Origin of the sequence: Sharpea azabuensis DSM 18934 (assembly GCF_000702165.1) — a bacterium.
GTDB lineage: Bacteria > Bacillota_I > Bacilli_A > Erysipelotrichales > Coprobacillaceae > Sharpea > Sharpea azabuensis.
Genome location: NZ_JNKU01000068.1, coordinates 1 through 7589 on the forward strand (window position 1 = coordinate 1; position 7589 = coordinate 7589).

Here is a 7589-nt window from a genome sequence, read left to right on the forward strand (position 1 = left end):
GCTAGCACCATGACCAGTACAGGATCCATTTTATATTTCATCAGCATGACCATGCATATAATGAATATGACGATCATCTGATATTTGATATTCTTTATGATTATTAGTCCTGATTCACCAAAGAATGCCGTGATGAGAATAGAAACACCAGCCGTGGCAATCAGTGATACGACGGCAGGTCGCAGCATCTTCAGTATTTCCTGCAGTAATGATAAGTTCCGGTATTTCAGGTAGAAATGAGAAATGACCGTTACCAACAGTATTGATGGCAGGATGCACCCTATCGTTGCAACAATAGCCCCTGGTATTCCTGCAATCTTTATGCCTACAAACGTTGCTGAATTCACTGCAATTGGTCCTGGCGTCATCTGCGAAATGGATATCAGATCAGTAAATTCACTTACTGTCAGCCAGTGATGCACATTGATCACTTGTTCCTGAATGAGGGGCATGGATGCATAGCCTCCGCCAAAACTCAGAGCGCCTACCTGCAGGAAGCTGATGAAAAGCTGTAATAAAGTCATGACTGCTCGCTTCCTTTCGTCTTGATGAAGGCACTTATTAGTCCAATGCCGATGCATGATAAGATGACAATGACAATATTGACATTAAAAATATAATTAGCTACGAATGATCCAACCATAATGACAGGATAAATGATTGTCTTTTCCTTCAAGATTCCAGCTCCCATCTCAAAGCATACCGATGCAATGACAGCACCAACGCCTGCCTGCATTCCTTGCAGCATCAAGGCTACGACTGTATTCGTTTTGATGATTTCATAGATGACAGAAATTAGAGAGATGATTGTAAAGGGAGGAATGATTGTCCCGATCACAGCCACAAAGACACCAAGGAGTCCAGCAATTTTATATCCAACGACAATGGCTCCATTGACTGCAATAGCACCAGGTGCAGACTGCGCAATGGCAATGAGATCAAGCATTTCATCTTCTTCAATCCAATGTAACTGCCCGACGAATTTCTTTCTCATCAGCGTAACAATGACATAACCGCCACCAAAGGTAAATGCACTTAAATACAATGTTGAAAGAAATAATGTTAATAATTTTTTTCGCACACATTTACCTCCTATTCATTTCTTTTTTTATTTCTATTATAAAAAATTCGAGAAAATTTCTATAATTACATTTTTGCCCATTCACAAACAAATAGCGCATTCTTTTACAATTACCATTGCATATACCTCTATATTTACAATTCTTACATGTATTATGCAATGTATTATCAAACGAATTAAATAATCGATAATTATTATTCAAACTTAAATCTTCAAGAGATGCATCTAGAATATTCCCCATTTTATACTGATCAATTGCATAAAAGTCACATGGATAAAAATCACCATTTGATTCAACAATAAAGTTAGGTTGACACATCCCCAATGCACCACATTTTAAAGGTAATTGTCCATTTAAAATATTCAATAAGTCATCAAATAGAGAAATATGCATATTCTGATGATTTAAATCACGTAACCATTCTATATAGAACTTTTTGTAAAACTGTTCTAATAAATAACCACTTGTGGCATAAGGTGTTTTATTATTAATATCATCTATACAAGGTATAAACTGGATATATTCAAAATTTTCTTTTTTATAGAACTCATAAAGTTCTTTTGGTCTCTTACATAGTGATTTTGTGAGAACTGTTAAAATATTGAATGGTATACCATACTCATCTAGTTTTTGAATTGCCTTATAAACAGTATCATAAGTTGGATTTTTTGAGATGAGTCTATAGTAATCGTGATTATCTTTAAACCCATCCAATGAGATGCCAATTAGAAAATGATTTTCTTTAAAAAATTTACACCATTCATCATTTATTAAATAACCGTTTGTTTGTAGAGAGTAATGCACTTTTTGATGTGATTTCATTTCATCAACTAATTTGACAAAATTCTTATAATATTCAATACCCGCTAAAGTTGGTTCGCCACCTTGAAATCCAAAATTAATATTTACTCCTGGTTCTGTATGAGTCATTGCTTCAGAAATGATTTTCTTAGCCAGTTCATAAGACATAACAGATTCTTCATGGTTCGATTGATATGAACTAACGTCTTTATAAAAACAGTATTTACATGAAAACTGACACATAGATGATACCGGTTTGATTAAAAAATTGATGGATTTCAATGGGCTTACCTCCTATAAACCTAGTCTTTCAAATTCTTCTTTAGGTGCTTCTAGTTTCATCATTATATTCATAAGAAGATTCTTATACTTTTGGGCAACCTGATCATCAATGATTTGTTTTTCACCATTTGTGATATCAAATAATAAGTCTCCAAAACTATATGAATCCAAATAGTTAGTTTTATTAATAAATTTTAAATATGGTAGTTGATTACTATATCTATCTCCCTTTTCTAGCTGTGCTGTTTTGAGAATACTCTCTGAAAAGAAGTTTCTCATATTTGTTGGCATCATTGTACATTCTGCAACTGGATCATTTTCCTTTGTACAAGAGGCTTTCATAAACACATAGCTACCATCTGTAATATTGACAAAACCGCCATGAACACCGAAGATCACATAATCATGAATTTTCGTATTGCCTGTTAATACAGGGATTAAAGATTTGCCATCCAGATCATCGGGTATTTCAATATCAAAGTAATCAAGTAACGTAGGAACTATATCTACTGTACTAGTAAGTTGCCTTATAATTCGAGGCTTTATTCCTGGGACATGAAGGAAAAATGGGATATGTGATACTTCCTGATACATAGGCCAGAAGTTCTTTCCAATATAATTATGTTCACCAAGCAAGAAACCATGGTCTGTATTAACAATTACCATTGTGTCTTCCCACATATTATATTCATCTAACTTATCAAGTATCCTACCAAGATGATAATCACACATACTTACTAATGATGCATACTCTTTCCTTAATTTCATTAGATCGATATCATCATCCACTGGCATATAGGGTGGCCAATTTGTTTCTACATCATCAACAAGATCATATAAGTCTCTATATTTTTGTGGTACATTAAACGGTTCATGTGGATCAAAGCATTCTACTTGTAAGAACCAATTACTAGTATCATGATAATGATCAATAAATGATATACCAGCATCAATTGTTTTTACTGATGAATAATCGTTTTCGTCTTTAATATTTACCATATTGGCATAGTTTTGATTTGGAGAAACGCCTATTTTCTGATGCTTATCTTGATTAGGATTAATCATTCCTAGTCTTGGCATATAGCGATCTCCTTCCTGACCTCTAAAACCTTGCCAAGTAGAATATCTATTGTGATAAGTACATCCACCATCATCAAAATAATGAGAATGATCAGTACATAGATGTGTATAGATATTGTTGTTTGTTAATGTATTAATAGCTGAAAAGTCGAATGGTTCTAGTGGACCCCAGCTGCGATGCAAGAAATTATACTTTCCTGTATGTAAATCACGTCTTGCTGGCATACATGGCATACTACCGGCATAAAAGTTATCAAATTTACAACAATAATCTTCTAATCGTTGAAAATTAGGTGTCTTAACCCAATCACATCCATAGTTTGATAAATAGTTTCTTGTTAATGTATCAAACATAATCATGACTGTACGCATTTTATACAACTCCTTAAACAGCGACGGCTAACAATTCTGATTGTGAATCAGCTTTTTTTTCATTACCAACTAAAACATCCTGGAATTGATCTGTATTTGTAACCACGAAAATAACAGTATCATCATAGTTATTAGCCTTTAAAAATTCTTTATCAAATTCAATTAATAAATCTCCTTTTTTGACAACATCTCCTTCTTTCACTACTGCCGTAAATCCTTTACCTTCTAGATTAACCGTATCAATACCAATATGAATAAGAAGATCAGCATTAGATTTTGTTTTCAAACCAATTGCATGATTCGTTTTAAATAACATTGTGACTTTACCATCTGCTGGTGCATAGATTTTTCCTTCTTCAGGAATAATTCCAACACCTTTACCTGTTAGTTCTGATGCAAATACTTCATCTTTAACTTCAGCAAGTGGAATAACATTCCCTCTAACCGGTGATGAGAATACTTCTTGCGTAATGAATTCTTCAATATCTTCTTCTTTTTTCTCAGTTGTTGCTTCATTTTCTGAATTTTTATCTTTATATACAATAAATGTCGTTACAAAACCAATAACCATAGCCACTACAACAGCAATAATAGTTCCATAGAAAGACATATCAAATCCCTTTTTAGGATTAATATATGCTGGGAATGCAAATAAGCCCATACCTCCCATAGTATACATAGTAGAACCTAATGCACCCATAATTGCACCTCCAATACCAGAAGAAACAAGCGTAATAATGAAAGGTGTTTTAAGAGGTAACGTAACACCATAGATACTTGGTTCACTTACACCAAAGAAGCTTGAAATTGCTGCGGGTAAAGCTGTCTTTTTTAATTTTTTATCTTTTGTTTTAAGATAAACAGCGAATACTACTGCACAAGTAACAAAAGGTACTGCTTGCATACAACAAATGACATTATCATAACCATTTGCAATAATATTATTAATCATGATTGGTGTTATACCTTGATGAACACCAAACATTACAAGTATCTGCCAAGTAGATCCAACGACTAATCCTGTAATCATTGGTGATAAATCATGTAAGAAATAGAATAAATGTCCAAGAGCATCTGAAATCCATACTGAAACTGGACCAACAATTAACAAAGTAATGATGACACCACATAATAAAGTTAATGCAGGAACAAAGAAAGATTTAATAACACTTGGCACAATCTTTTTGAAGAATTTCTCAAATTTACTTGCCACAAATACAGCTAGGATTGTTGGTATTACTGTATTTGCATAACTCATCATAATTACTGGAATACCAGCAAATGTGGTTGTGACATTGGACTGGAAGATTGTTCCTTTTAAAACTGCAAATAATGGCGCAGCACCTTTTAATGCAATAATATTTGGATGTACAAGTGCTGTCCCAATTGCAGCACCTACAAATTTATTCATTTTAAATTTTTCAGCTGCTGTATATCCTAAGAATACAGGGAAGAAATAGAATACTGTATCACCAGTTGAATTAATAATAATATAAGTACCAGATTTATTGCTTATTAGACCTAACGCAGCAATAAAAACTGATAAGCCTTTGATGATACCACAAGCACACATCAAACCTAATAAAGGATTGAATATACCTGAAATTATTGATACAAATTTGTTAAAGATGCCTTGCTTCTTAGTATCATCAGATGAATTATCATTGACAAATTTTCCTACTTCAATAACTTTATCGTAAACGTCTTCGACATGATTTCCGATAACAACTTGATACTGACCACCTTTTTGGATAACGTCAAGTACTTCATCATTATTCTTAAGCGCATTAGTATCAGCAATACTTTCATCTTTTAAAATAAATCTTAATCTCGTAACACAATGTGTTAAAGCTTTTACATTTTCTGTTCCACCTACATGCTCAATGATAAAATGAGCTAATTCTGTATAATCTTTCATATATTCCTCCATATAATAAATAAAGGCAGATCCAATTATTGTAAATAGACTCATCTATTACATAATTAGGACCTGCCCACTTAAGGTAACATTCTAAACTTATGTCTTATGTTCAATTATTCTTTGTATATGAATAATCATATACGTTAATTCATCATCATGAATATCCACATGTAGCTTTTCTTCTACATACTTACTAACTTTCAATGCAATACGATAAGCTTCAGGATAGCTTTTAACGACCATGTCAAATAGAGGTGACTCTGATTGCTTTTCTCCATGGATAACACGTTGTAAGAAAAATTCAATATGATTCTGAAGGCGTTGATAATCGAGATCATCTTGATCAATATCCATATTTGTTTGATATCTAATAATTTGCATAATTTGTTCTACATATTTGATCATTGTCATACTGTCGTGTATAGTACTATCATCCTGCTCTGCATTAATTATATGTAATGCAATAGATGCAACCTCATCATCATTTAATTCGATATCAAACTCATCTTCCAACAACTCTACTATCTTCCTAGAAACCTTAAATTCTTTTTTATAGTATCTTTTGATTGGCTGTTTCAATGAGTTAGCGATAATTAATCCTTGATTATATCTCTCTTTTAAATAAGCAACATGATCAGTTAATGTAATATAAATAATATTATTTAACTTGGTATTTAGTTGCGCCTCTACGTAATCAATAATTTCCACTGCCAAATCAAAGTATTGTTGAGGGATATTTTCTACTAATGCTTCAAGTTTTGATTTCTCTTTTGCATCAAATATCTTCTCTATCTTTGAATCATCGACCTGCTCACCAATTTTTCCACTAAATGATATTCCTTTTCCTAATAATACATATTCATTACCCTCGTTATCAACAGCAACCAATGAATTATTATTGAGGAATTTTTTAGCTATCAATCATTCCACCCCCAATCAGACAAAATAAAACCAAATCAAAAAAAGCATTAGAACTTTTTTCAATTTGGTCATGCCTCTAAAGTAACACCCCAATTGAGATCTCAATTAATTTACAGCTATAATTATACTTTTTATGTAAGCGTTGTCAAGTGATTTTTATTAACTAATAGAGTAGAGGGAAGAAATTAATCTTCGCCCCTCTCATTGCACCGTACGTACGGTTCGCGTATACGGCGCTACATTTACATGATTACTTCAGGCTATCTTAGATAGTACTCAAGGGGATTGACTGCCCGCAAGGCCCCCCGGGGTAATTCACTAATCCTCTTTCCTTGACTGCGCCTTGATTTACTGTCTTTGTTTTACGTTTACCTTTCGGACTTCGGTTTGTAAAGCAACCTTAGCCACCATTTAGCCTGATTAAGTTTCTGTACGTACGCACAAAGGAATCGCTACACCACTTCCTTCACCCATATCATCACTGATACCGGCTTGTGATACGCTACACTTGGCGGTAACTACCTGTGGCTAGTTTGGCTCCGACTGAATTAGTGCCATGCCAAGCACACTATGCTACTGAACTGGAATTTTAAATTCCAGTTCAGCTGATGATGTCAGGAAGTAAATCTTACACTTAACAGTGTGATATCTAGTGGTAGAATTTATAATAAATAAAGTAAAAGTAAATGAGATGAAATAATGATGAATACTTGCCAAAAATATTATTTGTATGAGCATATTATATTACGACTTTAATCCTAGCTGCTTCTCTTTAACACGTATTTCTTTTTTAGATTAATTGTGAAAAAAAAAGAGGCTTCTGCACTATGTGTGGGTAGAATCATCGAAGTTCATAGGGTAACTTGATCCCATGGTAAAGATCGGAACATACGATCATGATCATATCAATCAGATTCTGTATGTTCCTAAATCCATAAGACTTCCGTATCAACACTTTGATCTTGTTGTTGGTCGATTCAATCCTTGCATTCGATAAGCCATGTCTTACCGTTGCGATAATGGCGTCTTTATGACGCCTGATTTTTTTGCTCAGTTCCACAAATGGTTTCAGCTTGCTTCGACATGCCCATGACAACCAGGCTTTTAATTCTTTCTCTATTGTATCCTTG

7 protein-coding genes are annotated in these 7589 nt (G+C 33.5%); all 7 read right to left on the reverse strand.

Annotated elements, in window-relative coordinates:
* Positions 1 to 524: chromate transporter (locus tag T529_RS0111155; RefSeq protein WP_033163685.1), on the reverse strand; the 524-nt coding region annotated here is incomplete at its 3' end.
* The gene (locus T529_RS0111160; protein WP_033163686.1) at positions 521 to 1081 is read right to left on the reverse strand and encodes a chromate transporter; all 561 of its coding nucleotides are present in this window, start codon (positions 1079 to 1081) and stop codon (positions 521 to 523) included. The genes T529_RS0111155 and T529_RS0111160, both read right to left, overlap by 4 nt.
* A 4-nt stretch (positions 1082 to 1085) precedes the next feature.
* Positions 1086 to 2126: a radical SAM/SPASM domain-containing protein gene (locus tag T529_RS0111165; protein WP_238560818.1), complete on the reverse strand. Its 1041-nt coding sequence runs from the start codon at positions 2124 to 2126 to the stop codon at positions 1086 to 1088.
* Positions 2127 to 2177: 51 nt separating this feature from the next.
* Entirely contained in the window at positions 2178 to 3617 is a 1440-nt protein-coding gene (locus T529_RS0111170) for a sulfatase (RefSeq protein ID WP_033163688.1), read from the reverse strand.
* Between the two features lie 13 nt (positions 3618 to 3630).
* Positions 3631 to 5535 (reverse strand): beta-glucoside-specific PTS transporter subunit IIABC, encoded by a 1905-nt coding sequence (locus T529_RS0111175; RefSeq protein ID WP_033163689.1) that lies wholly within the window; start codon positions 5533 to 5535, stop codon positions 3631 to 3633.
* 99 nt (positions 5536 to 5634) lie between these two features.
* A complete protein-coding gene (locus T529_RS0111180; protein WP_033163690.1) occupies positions 5635 to 6459 on the reverse strand; it encodes a PRD domain-containing protein in 825 nt (274 codons plus the stop codon).
* 841 nt (positions 6460 to 7300) lie between these two features.
* Entirely contained in the window at positions 7301 to 7579 is a 279-nt protein-coding gene (locus T529_RS13845) for a transposase (protein ID WP_420801854.1), read from the reverse strand.
* Positions 7580 to 7589 lie beyond the last annotated feature (10 nt).

What these genes read in the sequence shown, in the direction of transcription:
- T529_RS0111165 (WP_238560818.1), bottom strand. Translation starts at nt 2,126, where the DNA reads ATGTGTCAGTTTTCATGTAAATACTGTTTTTATAAAGACGTTAGTTCA.
- T529_RS0111170 (WP_033163688.1), bottom strand. Translation starts at nt 3,617, where the DNA reads ATGCGTACAGTCATGATTATGTTTGATACATTAACAAGAAACTATTTA.
- T529_RS0111175 (WP_033163689.1), bottom strand. Translation starts at nt 5,535, where the DNA reads ATGAAAGATTATACAGAATTAGCTCATTTTATCATTGAGCATGTAGGT.